18 protein-coding genes, 1 tRNA gene and 1 riboswitch are annotated in these 19,017 nt (G+C 67.7%); of the genes, 6 read left to right on the top strand and 13 right to left on the bottom strand.

Translation table 11 applies throughout. The annotated features are described in order from the left end of the window. Positions 1–19: 19 nt before the first annotated feature. From ACW9UR_RS10465 to ACW9UR_RS10480, 4 genes are read right to left on the bottom strand one after another with little or no spacing between them, the layout of a single operon-like run. Positions 20–1,057: a TRAP transporter substrate-binding protein gene (locus tag ACW9UR_RS10465; RefSeq protein ID WP_458916904.1), complete on the bottom strand. Its 1,038-nt coding sequence runs from the start codon at positions 1,055–1,057 to the stop codon at positions 20–22. A 60-nt stretch (positions 1,058–1,117) separates the two neighbouring features. Beyond that, positions 1,118–2,443: a TRAP transporter large permease gene (locus tag ACW9UR_RS10470; RefSeq protein WP_458916905.1), complete on the bottom strand. Its 1,326-nt coding sequence runs from the start codon at positions 2,441–2,443 to the stop codon at positions 1,118–1,120. Continuing rightward, positions 2,443–3,024 (bottom strand): TRAP transporter small permease subunit, encoded by a 582-nt coding sequence (locus tag ACW9UR_RS10475; RefSeq protein ID WP_458917180.1) that lies wholly within the window; start codon positions 3,022–3,024, stop codon positions 2,443–2,445. The genes ACW9UR_RS10470 and ACW9UR_RS10475 overlap by 1 nt, the downstream gene beginning before the upstream one ends. Positions 3,025–3,065: 41 nt before the next feature. Then, positions 3,066–3,842 (bottom strand): N-formylglutamate amidohydrolase, encoded by a 777-nt coding sequence (locus ACW9UR_RS10480; RefSeq protein ID WP_458916906.1) that lies wholly within the window; start codon positions 3,840–3,842, stop codon positions 3,066–3,068. A 100-nt stretch (positions 3,843–3,942) separates the two neighbouring features. On the opposite strand from ACW9UR_RS10480, the gene ACW9UR_RS10485 reads away from it, so the two are divergent. From ACW9UR_RS10485 to ACW9UR_RS10495, 3 genes are all read left to right on the top strand, one after another. Next, positions 3,943–4,824, top strand: coding sequence for a MurR/RpiR family transcriptional regulator (locus tag ACW9UR_RS10485; protein ID WP_458916907.1), 882 nt, complete (start codon positions 3,943–3,945; stop codon positions 4,822–4,824). A gap of 76 nt (positions 4,825–4,900) precedes the next feature. After that, complete coding sequence (locus tag ACW9UR_RS10490) at positions 4,901–5,881, top strand: zinc-dependent alcohol dehydrogenase family protein (protein ID WP_458916908.1); 981 nt, start codon at positions 4,901–4,903, stop codon at positions 5,879–5,881. Next, positions 5,878–7,356 carry a bifunctional aminoglycoside phosphotransferase/ATP-binding protein gene (locus tag ACW9UR_RS10495; RefSeq protein ID WP_458916909.1) on the top strand — a complete coding sequence of 493 codons (1,479 nt, stop codon included), beginning with the start codon at positions 5,878–5,880 and terminating at the stop codon, positions 7,354–7,356. The genes ACW9UR_RS10490 and ACW9UR_RS10495 overlap by 4 nt, the downstream gene beginning before the upstream one ends. Here the strand turns inward: ACW9UR_RS10495 and ACW9UR_RS10500 are convergent. Further along, the gene (locus ACW9UR_RS10500; RefSeq protein ID WP_458916910.1) at positions 7,353–8,135 is read right to left on the bottom strand and encodes a DUF2189 domain-containing protein; all 783 of its coding nucleotides are present in this window, start codon (positions 8,133–8,135) and stop codon (positions 7,353–7,355) included. The genes ACW9UR_RS10495 and ACW9UR_RS10500 overlap by 4 nt on opposite strands. A gap of 171 nt (positions 8,136–8,306) precedes the next feature. Here ACW9UR_RS10500 and ACW9UR_RS10505 point away from each other — a divergent pair, with 171 nt between their 5' ends. Continuing rightward, the gene (locus ACW9UR_RS10505) at positions 8,307–9,323 is read left to right on the top strand and encodes a TAXI family TRAP transporter solute-binding subunit (RefSeq protein WP_458916911.1); all 1,017 of its coding nucleotides are present in this window, start codon (positions 8,307–8,309) and stop codon (positions 9,321–9,323) included. A 61-nt stretch (positions 9,324–9,384) separates the two neighbouring features. Then, on the top strand, positions 9,385–11,484 hold the full coding sequence (locus ACW9UR_RS10510) for a TRAP transporter permease (RefSeq protein ID WP_458916912.1): 2,100 nt from the start codon (positions 9,385–9,387) through the stop codon (positions 11,482–11,484). Here ACW9UR_RS10510 and ACW9UR_RS10515 read toward each other — a convergent pair. From ACW9UR_RS10515 to ACW9UR_RS10540, 6 genes are all read right to left on the bottom strand, one after another. Beyond that, positions 11,481–12,587, bottom strand: coding sequence for an AbrB family transcriptional regulator (locus ACW9UR_RS10515; RefSeq protein WP_458916913.1), 1,107 nt, complete (start codon positions 12,585–12,587; stop codon positions 11,481–11,483). The two genes, ACW9UR_RS10510 and ACW9UR_RS10515, sit on opposite strands and share 4 nt — an antisense overlap. Before the next feature lie 69 nt (positions 12,588–12,656). Continuing rightward, entirely contained in the window at positions 12,657–13,643 is a 987-nt protein-coding gene (locus ACW9UR_RS10520) for an ABC transporter substrate-binding protein (RefSeq protein WP_458916914.1), read from the bottom strand. Continuing rightward, positions 13,640–14,383: an ABC transporter ATP-binding protein gene (locus tag ACW9UR_RS10525; protein WP_458916915.1), complete on the bottom strand. Its 744-nt coding sequence runs from the start codon at positions 14,381–14,383 to the stop codon at positions 13,640–13,642. The genes ACW9UR_RS10520 and ACW9UR_RS10525 overlap by 4 nt, the downstream gene beginning before the upstream one ends. Further along, entirely contained in the window at positions 14,376–15,167 is a 792-nt protein-coding gene (locus ACW9UR_RS10530) for an ABC transporter permease (RefSeq protein WP_458916916.1), read from the bottom strand. Before ACW9UR_RS10530 ends, ACW9UR_RS10525 begins: the two co-directional genes overlap by 8 nt. Before the next feature lie 4 nt (positions 15,168–15,171). Then, positions 15,172–15,780 carry a YkoF family thiamine/hydroxymethylpyrimidine-binding protein gene (locus ACW9UR_RS10535; protein ID WP_458916917.1) on the bottom strand — a complete coding sequence of 203 codons (609 nt, stop codon included), beginning with the start codon at positions 15,778–15,780 and terminating at the stop codon, positions 15,172–15,174. Then, positions 15,773–15,886, bottom strand: a riboswitch (TPP riboswitch). (Overlaps the previous gene by 8 nt.) Before the next feature lie 96 nt (positions 15,887–15,982). Continuing rightward, a complete protein-coding gene (locus ACW9UR_RS10540) occupies positions 15,983–16,465 on the bottom strand; it encodes a hypothetical protein (protein WP_458916918.1) in 483 nt (160 codons plus the stop codon). A 248-nt stretch (positions 16,466–16,713) separates the two neighbouring features. On the opposite strand from ACW9UR_RS10540, the gene ACW9UR_RS10545 reads away from it, so the two are divergent. After that, entirely contained in the window at positions 16,714–17,697 is a 984-nt protein-coding gene (locus ACW9UR_RS10545) for a DUF2927 domain-containing protein (protein WP_458916919.1), read from the top strand. On the opposite strand, the gene ACW9UR_RS10550 is transcribed toward ACW9UR_RS10545, so the two are convergent. Together ACW9UR_RS10550 and ACW9UR_RS10555 are read right to left on the bottom strand one after the other, a co-directional pair. Then, the gene (locus ACW9UR_RS10550) at positions 17,624–18,505 is read right to left on the bottom strand and encodes a helix-turn-helix domain-containing protein (RefSeq protein ID WP_458916920.1); all 882 of its coding nucleotides are present in this window, start codon (positions 18,503–18,505) and stop codon (positions 17,624–17,626) included. The genes ACW9UR_RS10545 and ACW9UR_RS10550 overlap by 74 nt on opposite strands. 373 nt (positions 18,506–18,878) lie before the next feature. Next, positions 18,879–18,965 (bottom strand) — tRNA-Leu (locus ACW9UR_RS10555). Positions 18,966–19,017: the final 52 nt, after the last annotated feature.

Consider the following 19,017-nt stretch of genomic DNA (forward strand, 5'->3'; position numbering starts at 1 on the left):
AAGGCAGTGTCAGGACAGGTCAGCCATTGGTGTACGGAGGACCGGCCTGGTTGATGACGCCGTTGTACTCGCGGAAGATCTCGACGATCTTCGCGTGGATCTCGCCTTCCTGGGCGATCTCGTCCCAGAACGTCTTGGCGGCGTCCTCGACCTGAGCCCATTCGTCGGCGGGCACGGTCCGCAGCTCCAGCTTGTCACCCTGCGCGCGCAACCGCGCCTCGCCGCCCCAGTACCACTGGTTGCGGTAGGTGTGGCCCGCCTCGATCCCGGCCATGACCAGCTGCTTCAGGTGGTCCGGAAGGTCGGCCCAGCGCTGCTGGTTGACGAAGAACGAGCCGATCCACGCGCCCGAGATGTTGTTGGTCAGGAAGTAGTCGGTCACATCCGCCCAGCCGACGGTGTAGTCCTCGGTGATGCCCGACCAGGCCATGCCGTCCAGCTCGCCGGTCTGCACCGCGACCTCGGCATCCTCGTAGGGGATGTTCACCGGCACCACGCCGAACTGCGACAGGAACCGACCCGCGGTCGGGAAGGTGTAAAGCTTCAGCCCTTCGAGATCGGCGACCGAGGTGATCTCTTTCTTGGTGTTAAAGTTGCACGGGTCCTGCCCGGCGGCCGACAGCCACTGGACGCCGACCTTGGCGTATTCCTCGCGCCAGATATCGGCCAGGCCGTACTGGTTGAACAGCACGGGCACGTCGAGGATGTGCTTGGTCGCAAACGGGAAATAGCCGCCGAACACGCGCAGCGGCGTGGGCGAGGCCATCGAGTCGTCGTCCGAGTGCACGCCGTCGATGGTGCCGCGCTGCAGCGCCTGGAACAGCTCGCCCGTCGGCACGATCTGGTCGGCGTAGAACAGCTCGATCTCCATCTCGCCGTTCGCGCCGGCGTTGATGTAGTCGATGATCGGCTTGGTCACCTGCTCGCCCAGGGCGGCGCCGGCATAGGTCTGGAAGCGCCAGCGGATCGGCTCCTGCGCCTTGACGATGGCAGGGCTCGCCAGCGCCGCGGCGCCACCGACACCGGCCGTGGTCAGAAACTTGCGTCTTGAAGTCATCACTCTCTCCTGTTGTTGCGGCTCGATTGTTCGGCGTGCTCCGTTGGCGGAGTTCTCGGGTTATTTTCCATAGACCAGCTCCGGCAGCCAAAGCGCGACCTGCGGGAAGGTCATCACCGTCGCCAGCGCCACCGCCATGACCATCACGAAGGGGATGATCGAGCGATAGATGTCGCGGATCGTGATCTCGGGCGGGGCCATGGCCCGCATCAGGAACAGGTTATAGCCGAAGGGCGGTGTCATGTAGGCGATCTGGCAGGTGATGGTGTAGAGAACACCGTACCACACCAGATCGAAACCGAGCTCCCCCACCAGCGGCACGTAGAGCGGCGCGACGATGACCAGCATCGCGGTATCGTCGAGGAAGGTGCCCATGACGATGAAGCTGAGCTGCATCAGGATCAGGATCACCCAGGGGTCGAGGCCCAGCCGCTCGGTGAACAGGTCGTCGATCGCCTTGACCGCGCCAAGCCCGTCGAACACCGCCCCGAAGGCCAGCGCGGCGAGGATGATCCACATGAACATGCACGAGATCGCCAGCGTCTGCCGGACCGAGGTCTCGAACACCTCGCGCGTCATCCGGCCCTTCAGCACCGCCGCGATGAAGGCCGCGATGGCGCCGATGGCCGAGCTTTCCACCAGCGAGGTCCAGCCGTTCACGAACGGGACCATCATCACCGCGAAGATGATCAGCGGCAGCAGGCCCGCGCGCAGAAGGCGCAGCTTCTCGCCCATCGGGATGTCCCGCTCCTCGGGCGACAGCACCGGGCCGAGCGAGGGCGTGATCCTGCAGCGGATCGCGATGTAGATGATGAACATCGCCGCCATCATCAGCCCCGGCAGCACGCCTGCGAGCCACAACTGCCCCACTGGCTGCCGCGCGATCATCGCGTAGAGCACCAGCACCACCGAGGGCGGCACGAGGATCCCCAGTGATGAGCCGGCTTGGATCACCCCGGTCACCATACGCTTGTCATAGCCGCGCTTCAGCAGTTCCGGCAGCGCGATGGTCGCGCCGATCGCCATGCCCGCCACCGACAGCCCGTTCATCGCCGAGATCAGCACCATCAGCCCGATGGTCCCGATGGCAAGACCGCCCGACAGCCCGCCCATCCAGACGTGGAACATCTTGTAGAGGTCGTCGGCGATCTTCGATTCCGACAGCACGTAGCCCATGAAGATGAACATCGGCAGCGTCAGAAGCGGATACCATTTCATCAGCTTCATCGCCGCCGCGAAGCCCAGGTCATAGCCGCCCCGGTCGCCCCACAGCAGCAGGGCCGCGACCACGGCGACGAAGCCGATGGCCCCGAACACGCGCTGGCCGGTGAACAGCATCAGCATCATGGTCGAGAACATCAGGATCGCGATCATCTCGTACGGCATCAGATGTCGTGTCCCTTTATGCGCAGCAGGTCCTTGAACAGTTCCGAAAGGGCCTGGAGCAGCATCAGCGCGATGCCGATGATCATGATGACCTTGACCGGCCAAAGGTACGGCCGCCAGGCGCTGGCGCTGCGCTCGAGATGGCCCAGTTTTTCCGAGGCCGCCTGCGGTCCCTCGGTGAAGAACGTGCCGATCAGGTCGGCGAAGAAGCGGAACGGCTGCCCCGAGAAGTCACCCAGCGAATAGGCGGTGGAGCTGATCGCCCCCCACAGCAGGATCACCAGGTAGAAGATCAGGAAGAACACGGTGAACGCATCGACCCAGGCGCGCTTGCGCAGCGACCAACTGCCGTAGAACAGGTCCATCCGCACGTTCGAGCCCAGCTGGATCGAGTATGGCCCGCCCAGCACGTAATAGGCGACCATGGCGAACTGGGCCATTTCCAGCGTCCACAGCGTCGGCGTGAAGAAGGTCTTCGAGATCGAGGACCACAGCAGGATCCCCATCATCGCGAAGATCCCGAACATCATGATCCGCCCGACGCCGCGGTTGAACCAATCCACCCAGCGGACATAGCCCATTGCGAAACGGCCGAACCGGCCCGGCTGTAGCGTCGCCTCGCTCACCGTGCCGCCTCCGGCACCGCGGGAACGCAGGCGCGGATCATCCCGGCCAGCCCGTCGGCGATCTTCTCGATGGCAGGCGCATCGCCGAGCAGATCGTTGCGCACCTCGATCATCACATTGGGCAGACCGCGCGGCGTCGCGTGCTCGCGCAGCGTATGGGTCACGCCATCGGCTGCGGAATAGGGCTCGTTCAGCATGGTCATCAGGTCCAGATGCGCCGGTGCCGCGTCCAGCATGGCCTGCGCCAGCGAGGCGTCGGCATCGTGCAAAAGGCCAAGCTCCACCGCCCGCGAGACACCATCGTAGACCGGCGTGAAGCTGTGGACGGTGACCATCGTGCACGGCGCCTTGGCGTCCAGCGTCCGGGACAGCAGGTCGCGAAACGGCTGGTAGACATCGCGGACGCGCCGCGCGCGCTGTGCCTCGGTCAGGTCGCGATTGCCGGGCACCTCGAACGCCTCACTGCGCTCGGGCATCGCGCCGGCTGCCTCGGGCGGGCGGTTGCAGTCGTAGACCAGCCGCGAGACCCGGCTGCGCACCAGCGGCGCATCCAGCCGCGCGCTCAGCGCCCGCGCCAGCTCCAGCGCGCCGATGTCCCAGGCGGCGTGCGAGACCCGCGCCGTATCGTCCAGCCCCAAACCGTCCAGCGCCGCCGGGATCCGGTTCGAGGCATGCTCGCAGACCAGCACGATCGGGGCCGACCCGCCGGGGGTCTCGACCACCGCCGCTGGGCCTTCGCCCGGTCCGATCAGGGGGGATGCATCACGCGTCATGGCGCGAGTTAAGAACGCCCGAGAGACGTCTGTCAACGATTTCTGTAGACGTTGCTACAAACGCAACCTAGCGTATAACAATCGCTACAAGGGGTATTGGATGGCCGAGGCGCTGGTCGTCAAAGAGATGATCCGGGACGGATTGGACGGGTTCACCCCGGCCGAGCGCCGTCTGGCCGACACTTTGCTGCAAGACTACCCGGTTGCGGGGCTGCAATCCATCACCCGGCTGGCCCGCGCCGCCGAGGTCTCGACCCCCACGGTCATCCGCATGGCCCGCAAACTCGGCTTCGAAGGCTTCCCGGCGCTGCAAGAACGGCTGCGGCTGGAGGTGGGCGAGCAGATCAAGCAGCCGCTCTCCAAGCGCGACGTCTGGCAGGCCAAGGCCGCCGACGAGCACGTGCTCAACCAGTTCGCCAAGGCGATCTCGGCCAACCTCGGGCACACGCTCGACCGGCTGGACCCGGCCATGTTCGACACGGTGGCCGCGCTGCTGGCCGACACCGCGCGTCCTGTCTTCCTTGCGGGCGGGCGCATCACCCGCTCGAACGCCGATTACTTCTTCAACCACCTGCAGATCATCCGACCCGGCGTGACCTCGCTGAACCAGTCGCCGAATGTCTGGCCGCAATACCTGCTGGACATGGACGAACGCTCGATACTGGTGATCTTCGACATCCGCCGCTACGAGCAGGACCTGCTGAAGCTGGCCCGACTGGCGCACGAGCGGGGCGTGACGATCATCCTGTTCACCGACCAGTGGGGCTCGCCCATCGGCAAGCTGACCGAGTTCAGCTTCAATGCGCTGGTCGAGGCGCCGTCGAACTGGGATTCGACGATCTCGCTGATGATCATCGTCGAGGCACTGATCGCCCAGGTCCAGAGCGCCCGCTGGGAGGACAGCAAGGGCCGTATCGACGAGCTCGAATCGATGTTCAGCGAGACCAAGCTGTTCCGCTCTCCCGACCGCGCGGGCCGTTGACCCATATCAACGCCCCACGGACGCCGACACTGTAGGCATGAGCCGGAACGCCGCGATTGGCGGCAAGGGGGCATCCATGCGCGCAATGGTTTTCACCGGGGCCGGGCAACCGCTTCAGGCGCGGGACATTCCCGTGCCCGCACCCGGGCCCGAACAGGTGCTGATCCGGGTCGAGGCCTGCGGCGTCTGCCGCACCGACCTGCACATCCTCGATGGCGATCTGACCGAGCCGAAACCAGACCTCGTGCCCGGGCACGAGGTTGTCGGCCGCGTCGTGGAATGCGGCCCCGGCGTCGCGCTCGCCAAGGGCCAGCGCGTCGGCGTGCCGTGGTTGGGCCATGCCTGCGGTCACTGCCCCTATTGCACTGCCGAGCGCGAGAACCTGTGCGACGCACCGGGCTTTACCGGCTACACGCTCGACGGCGGCTATGCTGAGTACTGCGTCGCGGACGCCCGCTTCGCCTTTCCGCTGGACGAGGCCGCCGACCCGGTCGCGCTGGCCCCGCTGCTCTGCGCCGGCCTCATCGGCTATCGCAGCTTCGCCAAGGCCGGACCGGTGGAGCGCCTGGGCCTCTACGGTTTCGGCGCGGCGGCTCACATCCTCTGCCAGATCGGCGTGCATCAGGGCATCCGCGTCCACGCCTTCACCCGCGACGGCGACACCGAGGCGCAGGCCTTCGCCCTGTCGCTGGGTGCGACCTCCGCCGCCGGGTCCTCGGACCCGCCACCCGACGAGCTCGACGCCGCGATCATCTTCGCCCCCGTCGGCGCGCTCGTCCCGCAGGCCCTGCGCGCCGTGCGCAAGGGCGGCCGGGTGGTCTGCGGAGGCATCCACATGAGCGACATTCCCACCTTCCCCTATGCCGACCTCTGGCAGGAGCGCGAGATCCTCTCGGTCGCCAACCTCACACGCGCCGACGGCGAGGCGTTCTTCCCGCTGGCACAGGCGGCGGGCGTGCGCACGCACACGGTCCCCTACCCGCTGGAACGCGCGAACGAGGCGCTCGACAACCTGCGCGCGGGCCGCCTGCAAGGCGCGGCGGTGCTGGTGCCATGACCGAAGACGACCAGCGCCCGGTGATCGACTTCCTTTCGAAGCCCGCCACCCACGGCGGCGCCGAGGTGACACGGACCGAGACCCACATCAGCCGCATCTTCCTCGCCGGCGATCATGCCTGGAAGTTGAAGCGCGCGATCCGCACCAACTACCTGGATTTCACCGAAATTGCCGAGCGCGAGCGTCTTTGCCGCCGCGAGGTCGAACTGAACGCCCGCACCGCGCCTTTCTACGAGGGGGTCGTGCCGGTCTGCCGCGACGGCGGGCGGCTGACGCTGGGTGGACCGGGCACGCCGGTCGACTGGCTGGTGAAGATGCGCCGCTTCGACCGCAGCCAGGAACTCGACCGGCTGGCGGAGGCGGGCGCGCTCGACTGGAGGCTGACCGAGGCGCTGGCCGACGAGGTCGCCGCCATGCACCGGGGCGCCCCGGTGACGCCGGGCTATGGCGATGGCCGGGACGTGCGCGCACGCATCGACCAGATCGCCGGGGCGCTGAAGGCGGCGGGCGCGGACCCGGGCGACTGGCACCGCGTGGCACTGGACGCGCTGACCCCGCTGGAGGCGCTCTGCAACCGCCGCGCCGTCGCCGGCCGCGTGCGCCGCTGCCACGGAGACCTGCACCTGGGGAACATCGTCCGCATCGGCGGGCGGCCCGTGCCCTTCGACGCCATCGAGTTCAATGAGGACATCGCCTCGATCGACGTGCTCTACGACGTGGCGTTCACGCTGATGGACCTGCTGACGCGGGCGCGGGCGGACCTCGCCAACGTGCTGCTGAACCGCTACCTCGGCGCGACGCGGGACTACCGCGGCCTGACGCTGCTGCCGCTCTACCTGTCGATGCGCGGTGCAGTGCGGGCGATGGTCGCCGCCTCGCGCGGGAACGCGGACGAGGCGACGCGGGACATGGACTTCGCGATGCGCGCGCTCTCGACCCATGCGCGACCGGTGCTGCTGGCGGTGGGCGGGCTGTCGGGCTCGGGCAAATCCACGCTGGCGCGCGCGCTGGCGCCGCAGCTTGCGCCGATGGCCGGCGCCGTGGTGATCCGCTCGGACGTGGTGCGCAAACGCCTGCTCGGCGCGGCGCCAGAGGAGCGGCTGCCACAAAGCGCCTATTCCGCCGAAGTCAGCCGCAAGGTAATGGCACGAATGGCCGCCGAAGCGCGGCAGGTGCTGCGCGCGGGCCTTCCTGCGATCCTCGACGCGACCTTCCTGGGCGAAGAGGCCCGTGCCTGCGCCCCGACGCTGGCCCTGAACGCGGGCGTGCACTTCCACGGGCTGTGGCTGGATTTGCCGGAAGATGCCGCCTGCGACCGGCTCGAGGCGCGGGGCCCGGACGCGTCGGACGCCGACGCTGCGGTTCTGGCGCGTCAGGCGGCGCAGGCCGCGCCGCCCGAGGGCTGGCAGGTCGTCGATGCCAGCGGCACGCCCGAAGACGTGCTCGGGCGCGCGCTCGCGGCTCTCGGGCTCTAGGCCTCCGGCGGCTCGACCGCGCGGCGGTAGAGATGCCAGGTGGCGTGACCCAGCACCGGGAAGACCACGATCATGCCGACGAAACCGGGGATCATCGCGAGCGCGCTCAATACGCCCACGATGAGCGCGAAGTAGATCATCGGTCCCTTGTTCGCCAGCACGGTCTGGACGCTCACGATCATCGCGGAGACCACGTCGATCTCCCGGTCCAGCAGCATCGGGATTGAAACGACGGTGATCGCGAACAGGATCAGCGCCAGCGCGCCGCCGACGGCCGTGCCGACCAGCAGCATCATCAACCCGGCCGGTGTCGTCAGGATGCCGAAAGACGAGCTGACGTTCGTCATGGGCTGCGAGGCCATGATCAGCGCAAAGATCAGGTGCGCGAAGTAGACCCAGCTCATGTAGAAGAACAGCACCACGAAGGCCATGTAGGGGATCTGGCTGCCGCGCTCGCGCCCGATCACCGTCAGCACGCCGTTCCAGTCAAGCGGCTCGCCCGCCTCGCGTCTGCGGCTGACCTCGTACAGGCCGACAGCGGCGAACGGGCCGATCAACGGGAAGCCGGCCATCACCGGCAGCAGCCAGTAGCTGGTTTCCCACACCACCAGTTGCGCGAAGATCACCATACCCACGATCGAGAAGATCGCGCCGAAGAACAGGCCGAAGGCTGGGGCGGCCTTGAAATCGGCCCAGCCGGCGGCAAGCGCCGCCTTTACGTCGGCATTGGTAATCTCCCGCGGCTCCGGCAGGGGCACGGGTACGGTTGTGTCGGTCATCTCTCCCTCCTGTCCGGATATTCCGGGATTGTTTTCCCGCATCATACCCCGACCGGGACGTTCGGCCAACATTCCGCAGTTAGGGCTTGGTTCGAGGCGGATCAGGTTGCTAGTCTCTGGCTGCACACCGGGGAACACCCCGGGCCGCATGGACTTAACGGGAGGTACCACATGAACAAGTTCGCTCGCTCGGCGGCTGCCGCCGCCGCGCTGGTCGGCGCTGCCACGCTCGCCGCCCCCCAGGCCCAGGCCGAAGAGGCCAACTACATCCTGGCCACCGCCTCGACGGGCGGCACCTACTATCCGGTGGGTGTCGCGCTCGCCACGCTGGTGAAGGTCAAGCTGCAGCCGGGCGAGGGCATCGGCATGTCGGCGATCAACTCGGCCGGCTCGGGCGAGAACGTCCGCCTTCTGCGCGAGGGCGAGGCGCAGTTCGCCATTCTCCAGGGTCTCTATGGCTACTACGCCGCCACCGGCACCGGCCCGCTTGAAGAGTCGGGCAAGCAGGAGAACCTGCGCTCGGTCACCATGCTCTGGCAGAACGTCGAGCATTTCGTGATCGCCAGCGACAAGGCGCAGGCGGGCACCCTGTCGGACATGGCCGCGCTCAAGGGCGAGGCGATGGCCCTCGGCAGCCAGAACTCGGGCACCATCGGCTCGAACGCGGCGCTGCTGTCCGGCCTCGGCGTCGACATCGAAACCGACTACGAACTGGTCTACGGCGGCTACGGCCCCTCGGCCGCGGCGCTGCAGGACGGCCAGGTGGCAGGGATCGGGACGCCGGCGGGCGTGCCGGTGGGCGCGATCAGCCAGCTTTTCGCCTCGGTCGGGGACCAGGTCACGCTGCTGAACGTCACCGACGAGGAACTCGCCAAGGCCGACGGCGGGCGCGAACTGTGGACGCCCTATACGATCCCGGCGGGCACCTACCCGGGCCTTGACCAGGACGTGACCACCATCGCGCAGCCGAACTTCCTTGCGACCAGCGCTGATGTCTCGGAAGACAACGTCTACATGATCACCAAGACGATCTACGAGAACCTGCCCTTCCTGCAGGCGATCCACCCGGCGACCAAGGCGATGGCGATCGAGAAAGCCATCGCGGGCCTGCCGCTGCCGCTTCATCCCGGCGCGCTCAAATACTACGAGGAAGTCGGGATCGAGGTTCCGGACCGGCTGAAGCCGTAAGCGACAGGCGGCGGCCGCCGGTCCCGCACCGGCGGCCGCTACCCTTCGCGATCCGCGCCCGATGACCGAGACCGACAAGACCGAGGAGGCGTCCGCCCTCCCAATGCGCGCCATGCCCGCCTGGGCCGGGCACGCGATCACCCTGCTCTGCGTCGCCATTGCGCTCTGGCATCTCTATGTCGCGCGCTACCCGGTGGTGTCAGAGCTGACACGCAACGCGCTCCATTACGCCGGCTTCGCCTTCCTGGCCGCCGTGCTGACGCCCGCCTTCACCGGCGCGCGGGGCAAGACCTGGCTGGTGTTCGACGCCTTGTTCGGCGCGGCCATCGCGGTGTCGGCGATCTGGCTGTCGCAAGCCGAGAACGCGATCTACGACCGGGGCGTGAAACTGTCCCCCATCGACTGGACCGCCGCGATCATCTGCATCGTCGGCGCGGTCGAGCTGACCCGCCGCCTGACCGGCGTGATCATCCCGATCCTGATCCTGCTCTCGATCACCTATGTCTCGGTCTGGGGCGCGTGGGTGGGCGGCGTCTTCAGCTTCTCGGGCCTCAGCTGGGAGACGGTGATCTTCCGCTCGATCTACGGCGACGACGCGATGTTCGGCACCATCGCGCGGATCTCGTCGACCTATGTTTTCCTGTTCATCATCTTCGGGGCCTTCCTGCTGCAATCGGGCGCCGGGGATTTCGTCATCGCGCTGGCCCGCGCCGTCGCCGGACGGCTGGTCGGCGGCCCCGGCATCGTCGCGGTGATCGCCTCAGGGCTGACCGGCACGATCTCGGGCTCGGCGGTGGCCAACACCGCGTCGACGGGCGTCATCACCATCCCGCTGATGAAACGCGCGGGCTTCAAGCCTGCCTTCGCGGGCGGGGTCGAGGCCGCGGCCTCGACCGGCGGGCAACTCATGCCGCCGATCATGGGCGCCGGGGCCTTCGTCATGGCCAGCTTCACCGGGATCAGCTACGAGACCATCGTCGCCGTCGCCGCCCTGCCCGCGCTGCTCTACTTCCTGTCGGTCGCCTTCTTCGTCCGGATCGAGGCGAAACGGCTGGACCTGCCGCCCCTGCCCTCGGACGGCGAGACCGTCGGTTCGGCCTTCGCCAAGGGGGGCGCCAGCTTCGTCATCCCCATCGCGCTGCTGATCGGCCTGCTGGTCGTCGGCTACACGCCCACATTCGCCGCCGTCAGCGGCATCCTCGCGGTGATCGCGTCGAGTTGGCTGACGCAGAACCGTATGGGACCGCGCAAGATCTTCGCCGCGCTCGCGCTGGGCACGCGGAACATGGTGATGACGGCGGTGCTGCTCTGCGCCGTCGGCCTGATCGTCAACGTGATCGCGACGGCGGGGGTGGGCAACACGTTCAGCCTGATGATCGCCGACTGGGCGGGGGGCAACATCCTCATCGCCATCGTGCTGATCGCGCTCGCCAGCCTGATCCTCGGCATGGGCCTGCCGGTGACGGCGGCCTATATCGTGCTTGCGACGCTGTCGGCCCCCGCGCTGGCCGGGATGATCTCGGACCGCGCGGTGATCGCCGCCATGGCCGCCGGAGAGCTGGGGCCGCAGGCGCAGGCGATCATGATGCTGGCCTCGCCCGAACTGGTGCCGCGCCTCGCCGCGCCGATCCCCTTCGCCGAAGCGCAGGAGATCGTCCGCGGCCTGCCGCTCGAGGTCGCGGGCCCGCTTCGCGACATGGTCGTCCCGCCAGAGGCCGCGCTGACCGCGCTGCTTTCGGCGCACATGATCATCTTCTGGCTCAGCCAAGACAGCAACGTGACGCCCCCCGTGGCGCTCGCGGCCTTCACCGCGGCCGCCATCGCCGAAAGCCCGGCGATGCGAACCGGGGTCGCAAGCTGGAAGCTGGCCAAGGGCCTCTACATCGTGCCGATCCTTTTTGCCTACACGCCGCTTTTGGCGGGCGATCCGGGCGCGGCGCTGATCGTCTTCGGCTTTGCGGTGGTCGGCATCTACGCGCTGGCGGCGGGACTTCAGGGCTGCATGGAGCGGCCCCTGAACCCGGTCCTGCGCGCCCTGGCACTGGCCGCCGGGATCGCCTGTCTCTGGCCCTGGTCGCTTCCGGTGCAGATCGCGGGCGTCGCGGCGACGGCGGCGTTGTTCGCGCTCAACCTGCGCGGCCCGCGCCCCGCAGCGGCCTAGACTTTCCGGCGCTTCCGTTTCTTCCGGAAGCCGAAGCGCCGGTAGGCCACGTTGCAGACCACGACCGTCAGCGTGATCCGGAACAGGTGGTTGGCCGAGACGATCACCGGGTTCGCCCCAAGGCTCAGCGCGACCAGCCCCATCTCGGTCACGCCGCCGGGGGCGAAGCTGATGAACAGAGCCTCGAACGATAGCGGCACCAGCTGGTGCAGCACCACCGCAAATCCTGCGCCCAGCGCCAGCATCATCGCGACCGAAGCCGCGCCCAGCCCGAAGGTCCGCAGGATCAGCCTGAGCGTGACGCCGGTGAACATCGTCCCCAGCCCGACGCCAACGACCAGCTGCGACAGGCTCAGCAGCCACGCCGGGCTGACCGTGTCGACCAACCCGCTGCCGTGAAAGATCGCGCTCAGCAGCAGCGGACCCATCATGTGCCCGGCGGGCAGCTTCACGACCCGACCAAGGCCCAGCCCCGCAGCCGCCAGCGCCGAGATCACCAGAAGGTCCACCAGACCCCAGCCGCCCGCCTCGAAGGTCATCCCGGCGGCACTGCCGACCGTGTGGCCGGTCCAGATCAAAAACAGGAAGGGGATCGTCAGCACCGTTATCACGACCCGCGCGAAATGCTGCACGCTGAGGATCCGCACGTCACCGCCCGCCGCCTCGCCCATGGCCACCGCCTCGATCAGCCCGCCGGGCATGGCGGCATAGAGCGCCGTCACCTCGTCGTAGCGGCCGATGCGACGGAAGAACTGGTAGCCCAGCGCATGCGCCGCCACGACGTAAAGCAGCATCGCCACGAACACGAGCCAGAGCGACGGCAGCACCGAGACCAGCTCGCGGCTGAACGCGCCGCCGATCATCACGCCGATGAAGGCAATGAAGACCTTGCGGATCTTCTGCGGGAAGCGCACCTCGCGCCCCGCGACATTGAACATGACGATCGTGTAGATCCCGATCGTCACCAGCCCGCCCACGAGGAAGGGCATCGGCATCCCCAGCGCCTGTGCGGCGAAACCGCCCAGCGTGCCAAGCGCCAGCAGCAGGGCGACGGTCGCCGCCCGCTTGAGCAGATCGGGATATGAATCGGGTTCGTCAGACAAGATGCGCCCGTAATGAACCCGTCGCGGGCGGTATGCAAGCGCACACCGCCCGTGGCGCCCTTGCGTGCCTCAGTCGAGGAACCGCGCCGTGACCCAATCGCCGAACGCGGGCTTCTCGGCCAGCGGCGCGCCCGAGCCATCGCGCAGGATGCCGTTCTCGAACAGGAACGTGCCCATGGTCTCGAACTTCGCCGGGTCGATGACGCCGACCTTGCCCGCCTCGTTCACCATCAGGCCGCTGTCCACGATGACCTGCATCGACTTTTCGACCAGCTCCGGATTGGTCAGCATCCCGTCCGAGGCCTCGACCAGGATCCGCGCGGCCTCCTGCGGGTTTTCGGCGGCGAAGGCATAGCCCCGCGCGGTCGCACCGATGAAAGCATCCGCCGTCGCGGCGTTCTCGTCCAGCCATGCGCTCCGCGCGCCGATGTAGCCGCCATGCTGGTCCGGCACGCCGTAGTCGGCATAGGCGAAAGACTCCTGCGCACGGCCCTGAAGCTCGGCCGCGACACCTTCCCAATGCGCGACCTCCAGCGTGAAGTCCACGCGGCCCGCCGCCAGCGCCTCATAGGCCGAGGTGCCCAGTGTCACCGTCTCGAACTCGCCCTTGCCGCCTGCGGCCTGGATCATCGTTTCCAGCAGCGCCTGCTCCCAGCCGGTGCCGAAGCCCGCATAGGTCAGCCCGTCCAGATCGGCGGGCGTCTCGATGTCGTCGCGCCCGGCGTTGAAGACCAGCCGCCCGGTCTCGTGCTGCATTATGGCGTAAAGCCCCACCAGATCGGCCCCCGCCGCGCGCTGGGTATAGAAGCCCAACGAGGTCAGCACGCCGAACTCCGCCACGCCGTTCGCGACCAGCGTGCTGGACGCCGTGTCGGTATAGGGCAGGATCTCCACGTCCAGCCCGGCGTCCTCGTACCAGCCCTTGGCCTGCGCCACGTACAGCCCGATGTGGTTCGTGTTCGGCGTCCAGTCGAGCGCCACGGTCACGTCCTCGGCCCCGTTTTCGGCAAGTGCGGGCGAGGCGATCAGCAGGGCTGCGGTCAGTATCCGTTTCATGCGCTGTCTCCATTCAGCAGGTCGGAAAGAATGCGCGCCTCGAGCGCGTGTGCTTCGTCGGGAAGCGGGCGGGCAAGGCGCGGACGGGGATAGGGCAATCGGTATTCGTGCAGAACGCGGGCGGGACGGGGCGACAGGACATAGATCCGGTCGGACAGGGCCACCGCCTCGCGCACGTCATGGGTGATGAGCAGCGAGGTCCAGCGCGCCTCGGCCCAGCGGGTTTCCAGCCAGCGCTGCATCCGCACGCGGGTCAGCGCGTCGAGCGCACCGAAGGGCTCGTCGAGCAGCAGCATGGGCCGGTCCTGCACCACCGTCCGCAGCAGCGCCGCGCGCTGGCGCATGCCACCCGAAAGCTGCGCGGGGTACTGCCGCTCGGTCCCGGCGATGCCGAAGGTCTCGAAATGCGGCAGGACGCGCGCGCGGGCCTCGCGCCTGCTCACGCCCTGCACCTCGAGGCCCAGAGTCACATTGTCGAGCACACGCCGCCAGGGCAGCAGCGCGTCCCGCTGCGGCATGAAGGCGAAGGGCCGCGCGCCGGGCACGGGCGGCGCGCCGTCGATCCGGATGTCCCCGGCATCGGGGGTCAACGCCCCGGTCAGCAGCTTGAAAAGCGTGGATTTCCCCGCGCCGGAGGGCCCGAGGATCGAGACGAACTCGCCCTCGCGCAGGTCGAGCGACACGCCGTCCAGGATCGGCGTGCCCGACAGGCTCAGGCGCAACCCGCGAACCTCAAGCACGGCCGCCCCCGATCCGCCGCCAAGGCATCGAGACATGCTGGATCAGCGCCGCCGTACCGAACAGCAGCAGCGTCAGCGAGGCGCTGACCGCCACCGCCGACAGCACCAGGTCGGGCCGGAAACTGTTCTTGGCGTTGAGGATGTAGATCCCCAGCCCCCGCTTCGCCCCAGCGTATTCGGCGAAGATCGCCGCGACGACCGCGTAGGTGATGGAAATCCTGAGCCCCGCAAAGAAATAGGGCGCCGCCGAGGGCAACCGCGCGCGCCGAAAGATCCCCGCCCGTCCCGCGCCCATGCTGGCCAGCAGCTCCTCGACCTCGGGCTCGGTGGAATCGTAGCCGTCGACCAGCGCCACCAGCATCGGAAAGAAGGTCACCAGCGCCACCAGCAGGATCTTGGGCAGCAGGCCGAAGCCGAACCACAGCACCACGAGGGGCGCGATGGCGACCAGCGGGATCGTCTGGCTGATCACCAGCACCGGGAACAGCGCGCGGCGCAGCGGGCGCACGAAGTCGATGGCGATGGACAGCAGGAACGCCGCGCTCAGCGAGCAGGCAAAACCGCTCAGCGTCGCCAGCAGCGTCGGCCAGGCGTTCGCCGCCAGCACCGCGCGCTCGGCCCAGATCTGCCCGCCCACGCGGCTGGGCGAGGGCAGCATCGAGGGTGCCACGCCCGTCAGCCGGACATAGGCCTCCCACAGCGCCAGAAGCGCCGCAACGGACAGGATCGCAGGCAGCACCCGCGCGCCGGCCCTGCGGCCCGCGCGCGCCCAGTCATTGGCCATGGGATCAGGCCAGCGAGGGGCTGTTCGCCGAAACCGTCAGATCGAGGGTGACATGCCCGTCGGGCGGACCGAACCGGTAAAGCGCCTCGCTGATCGTCGCGAAGACCCGGCCCGCGTCGCCGTCCAGCCGCGAACAGAAGTTCTTCTCGACAGTGAAGACGCCGCTGTCCTTGAGGAACTCGATGCAGCCGAGGATCTCGTCCATGTGGCCGCCCTGCCCCATCACGTAGAGCGAGAATTGCGCCGAGACCGTCTGCCCGACCTCGGGCGCGTCCTGCACGGCCGCGCGGGCCTGCGCCTGCCGCTCGGCCAGGTCGCCCTCGGCGCGGGTGGTCGCGACGCTGTCATCGCCGGGCAGCTGAGGCCCGCCAGGACAGCCCCGCGACAGGGTGGCGTGCATCACCGCATGGGTGCCGGTCGATGCCACGCTGACGAACAGGTCGCGCATCGCCGGGATCAGCGCGTCGGGCGGGCCGATCATCAGCGTGGACAGATCGTCCGTCTCCATCCGCAGCCGGTCCCGGTACGGGTCCAGTGCGCCGAGCGCGGTCACGATGATGTCGATGAAGCTATCCGTCATCGGATAGAGCGAGACTTGCGCCCCAGTGTACATAGCGTCCTCCTTGCTACGCCGGTGTGAACCGGATCAGCTGCTAAGGGTCCCGGACTTCGCGTCCGTATCTCAGCCCCGGCACTACGGGACACCCCTGTGGAATGCGCGCACCCAAACACGGCGCGCCGCGGAACGCAAGGTCCCGCGGCGGCGGTTTGGTGGGAAGTATTCCGGGCGGTGGAGGACTCGCCCTCGACTTCGGTCAGCTGGTCTCGTCGATGAACAGATAGGACAGTTCCGCGTCGGTCAGGCCCTGCCCCTCGACACCCAGGATCCGCTCGAGCTGCGTGCGGCTCTCGGGCGTCGCGCTGATGCTCTGGGTCGAGATGATCGAGCCGTCATGCGAGACGTGGCGCGGAGTGTAGTCCTCGTCCGCATCCATCGCGGCGCGCATCTGCGCCAGTTCAGCGGTGCTGTAGACACCAGGCTCGACGCCGACGCTGCGCGCAAGCTGTGCGTTGCTGGCCGATCCGCCGACGCTCTGGGTCGAGATAACTGCGGTATCCTTGTCCAGAAGCTGGTGCAGACGATAGTCGTCGTCGGCGTCCATCGCAGCGCGGATCTGGATCAGTTCGGCATCGCTATAGACCCCGGGCTCCAGTCCCATCGAGCGGGCCATCTGGTCGTTCGCGTACGCCCCGGTTGCGATCAAGAGGACGGCTGCGGATGACAATAGCATTTTCATGGTCTTCTCCTTGGATGTGACGTTGGCCTTACCTCCGGGGAACCCGGACAGGGCGCTGGCCGTTGTCCTGTTGAAAAGAATGCCCGATCCCGAAACACGCAGGCTTGAAGCGACGTACCGCTTTCTTGAACCGAGCCGGGGCATACGCATGCACCGGGTGCGGCAATCATTCGCGCATGGTGAGAAAATTGTATTTTACTGGAAAAGAATCACTTATAAGGGCGACCAAACCCCACCGGAGGATCTGCTTGAGACGCACGACATCGCTGCCGCGCCCCCTGCCCCTTTGTGCCCGATTCGCGGGCTTTTCGTTTGTTGGCCTCAGAAAATTCGCCGCCGCGACACTGGCGGTGGCCGCCGTTTCCGTCCTTTCCCCGATATCCGCGGCCAGCGCGCAGACCGCGCGCGCGACCATGTCGACCGCCGCCACCGGCGGCGCTGCGGGGCTCACGGACCTGGCGCTGCGCTACCGCGCGCTGGAGAACCGGCTGGTGTCGCAAGGCGGGCTTCGCGCCGACCGCAATGCACGCGGCGTGGGCTGGGACCAGACGCACCTGGCGCGCAACTTCGTCTCGATCGCGATGTTCAGCGAATACGGCCGCGGACTTTCAGGCAGCCCGACGCGCGGTGTGCTGCGCCGCTGGACACAGCCGGTCGGGATCAGCGTCAGCTTCGGCGGCAGCGTCCCTCAGGCTCAACGCGCCAGCGACATGAACAAGATCGGCAGCTACGCCCGCCGGCTTTCGCAGGCGACGGGGCACCCGGTCGGACTGACGCGCGGAAATGCGAACGTGCATGTGCTGGTGGTCTCGGATGCCGAGCGCAAGGGCCTCGGGCCGCTCCTGAACAGGATCGCCCCCGATCTGGGCCGCAGCGCCCGCAACGCGCTGATCAGCGCGCCGCCCAACATCCTGTGCATGGTTGTGGCGCAGCCGCACCAGGACGCCACGCGCGGCTATGCGCGGGCGGTTGTCCTGATCCGGGCCGAGCATCCGCCCCGGATGCGCACCTCCTGCATCGAGGAGGAACTGGCGCAGGCCATGGGTCTGCCGAATGATGCCCGAAACGCCCGCCCCTCGATCTTCAACGACAACGAGGAATTCGGCGTCCTGACCAATCACGACCAGGCGCTGCTGCGAATGCTCTACGATCCCCGGCTCAAGCCAGGTATGAACCTGGCCCAGGTCGAGCCGATGCTTCCCGAGCTAACGCGGACAGCGCTGCGCCGGTGACGGCGGGGGCCGAAAGGCCCTGCCGGAAAGCCTTGGGCGTCACGCCGTAGCGCGCCTTGAAGCTGCGCGACAGATGCGCGTGATCGGCGAAACCGCACTCGGCCGCGATCGTCTTCAGGCTCGCGCCCGGATCCTGCATCATCTCGCGCGCCGCCCGCAGCCGTGCATGCATCACGAACTCGGCCGGGGTCATGCACAGCCCTTCGCGCAAGCTGCGGATCAGCCCCGAAATGCTTGTCCCCGCGGCCTCGGCGAGGTCGCTGCGCAGGATGCGCCCGGAGAGGTTCGCCTCGACATAGGCCTCCAGCCGCCGCAGTTGCGGCGACGAGAGCCGTCCCGCCGGGCCCGCAAGCCGCCGCCGGACGAGCCCGTGGTTTCGGGTCCAGACCACCATGAAGACTGAGGCCAAGGCGCCCAGAACCACGTCCGCGCCGATCTGCTGGCCGATGATGACCCGCGTCATCTGTTGCGCGATCCCGCAAAGCTCGGGATCGTGGAGCAGGGGCCGCCCAACGAGCTGTTCCTCGGCCAGTGCGCCATGCATCTGGCCTTCGACGAAATCCGACAGCACGGCGGGCTCGATCTGGATCAGCATCGCCCGCATTTGCCGCTCGACCCGCCAATGCACCCCCGCACCCGCCGCGGCGAGAGCCATCATGCCCGGCATCAGCTCGAGGTCCGCGCTGCGCCCGGCAAGGTGCAGTTCCAGCGCCGCCGGCCGGGCCGGCAATGGGATCAGCAAGGCGTGCCGGTCGCGTGCCGCCTCGGGCACGTCACCGGCGTCGAGTTGCAGGTAATCGCAAGTCATCAGCCCACCCGCCGGGCAAGAGAGGCGCACCGTTTCGGGCGACGGAAGGGCCCAATGGGGGGCAACGGCATAAGCAACGGCAATCATCTGAGAGCCCATTCGATGAAACACATGTACCAGTTACATTGGGGCGGACAGGGCCTCAGCCATCCCTAAGCCGAGGCCCGATACTCGGGGTTCCCTACGGCTCCGCCAGTGTCGCATCCTTGGCGCCCGGCTACCTCCCGTACGCGGATGCGACGTCGTATTCATTAATCAAAATGTATAGGATTGTTTGTATGCAAGCAATTGCACCAGCCCTGAGACTGTGACGAAGTGCAATGTTTTGGGGTTTTGAAGGCATCACGAAGCGGTGAGCCGTATGAATCCCGTATGGTGCGGACGGCGGGACTCGAACCCGCATGCCGATCACGGCGCAAGATTTTAAGTCTCGTGCGTCTACCAATTCCGCCACGTCCGCGCGCTGTCGACGCGCTGCGAGACCGGTAGCAGCGTCAAGCGCGCCTCACAAG

The sequence above is a fragment of the Halovulum sp. GXIMD14794 genome (genome assembly GCF_054457455.1).